Source organism: Robbsia andropogonis (assembly GCF_000970345.1).
In the GTDB taxonomy this organism is placed as follows: Bacteria; Pseudomonadota; Gammaproteobacteria; order Burkholderiales; family Burkholderiaceae; genus Robbsia; species Robbsia andropogonis.
The window spans coordinates 1-1,468 of record NZ_LAQU01000176.1 but is presented as its reverse complement, the minus strand read 5'-3'; the positions used below and the strand labels follow the sequence as shown (position 1 = coordinate 1,468).

The following is a 1,468-nucleotide window of genomic DNA, read 5'->3' as shown; positions in this document are numbered from 1 at the left end:
AATAAGCGGGGACGGAAAAAATGCTGTCTTGTTTGTGTACGGCAAATTGCCGTATAATTCACTCAGGAGGATAAGACTATGCCCGCCACTGCAGCTACTTCCCGTCTTGAAGCCCGAATCAGTACTGATCTGCATTTGATGCTAAAGCGTGCTGCCGAGCTTCAGGGACGCACCATGACCGATTTCGTGGTGTCTGCCGTGCAAGATGCCGCGCAGCGCGCAATCGAGCAAGCGGAGGTCATCCGTCTATCGCTCGCAGATCAGGAGTGTTTCGCACAAGCCCTGCTGGCACCACCGAAAGCGGCCCCAGCGCTAGAGCGCGCCTTCGCCCGTCGCAGCAAAATTTTGCGCACTGAATGAGTGATGCGCCATTTCGCCTAGCACCGCTCAATGCCACTCATGACCGCGCTACTTTTCTCAGCGACGCTGAGCCGCTTAACCGCTACCTGCGGGAGCAAGTCTCACAGGACATTCGCCGCCGCGTGGCTGCCTGTTTTGTGGCGTTGACGGACAAGCAGCGTATCGCTGGCTACTACACACTAGCGTCGGGGAGCTTGCTGCTGTCTGAGCTTCCGACCAGTACGGGCAAGAAACTGCCACGTTACCCCACCGTGCCCGCTGTCCGTATGGGCCGCTTGGCCGTTGATAAGTCATTCACGGGACAAGGTTTGGGGGGGGCGCTTTTGGCTGATGCACTCGACCGTGCCGCCAGGTCGGAAATTGCGGCTTTCGCCCTGATGGTGGACGCAAAAGACGACACCGCAACGGCCTTTTACCGCCATCACGGCTTCATCCCCTTACCAGACTCACCGTGCACCCTGTTTTTGCCGCTTGCGACGGTCCGGCGCTCTTGAAATCGCCGTTTCAGGACAACTGGATCAAGAACATATTTCGAATACTTCTACAGAGATAGTCCCTCATGGATGCCGGTTACGCCAACGACCGTTGCGGCTCGGAAGCTGCCGTTGGCTTTAAGCATTCTTGAAGGTCGGTTCGGGGTCGATAGCCTCCCCCCACGCCGACATCGCCCGATAGCATTCGCCAATGTTCGGTGCGCGGCGGACTGCGGGCATTGACTGAGTGAGTGTCCAACTTCGGTTATGGCCGAACAACCGTCCGAGACCGGCGCTCGCAGCTGCTTGGGCGCACGCTGATCGACCAGGACGGGATGGAGAGGCAGTAATGCAACTAACGGACAATGCTGCCCAATTCATGGGTGGGATCGGCGCCTAAGTGCTTGTCAACACGGTGCTTATGGCAAGGCGAGCAGGTAAGGTGGGGAGAAGGGCTAAAAATCTGCCACTTCTGATTATAATAGTAATCATTAGTAGCAGATCGTTTCTCGGCCAAGCGGGCGGTGCTATTATTCGAGTTCGCCTTCGATGCGCCACACCGTGCTTCCCGCGGGTGCTCGCTCGACGCAAGCACGCCCCTCGGTGGGCGGTGATCTGGTGAAATCAACGCATAT

At 57.4% G+C, this 1,468-nt stretch carries 2 protein-coding genes; both read left to right on the top strand.

The features are described from left to right. Positions 1–78 precede the first annotated feature (78 nt). On the top strand, positions 79–360 hold the full coding sequence (locus WM40_RS26920) for a type II toxin-antitoxin system TacA family antitoxin (RefSeq protein ID WP_024905760.1): 282 nt from the start codon (positions 79–81) through the stop codon (positions 358–360). Next, positions 357–854 (top strand): GNAT family N-acetyltransferase, encoded by a 498-nt coding sequence (locus tag WM40_RS26915; protein WP_046154621.1) that lies wholly within the window; start codon positions 357–359, stop codon positions 852–854. The genes WM40_RS26920 and WM40_RS26915 overlap by 4 nt, the downstream gene beginning before the upstream one ends. Positions 855–1,468: the final 614 nt, after the last annotated feature.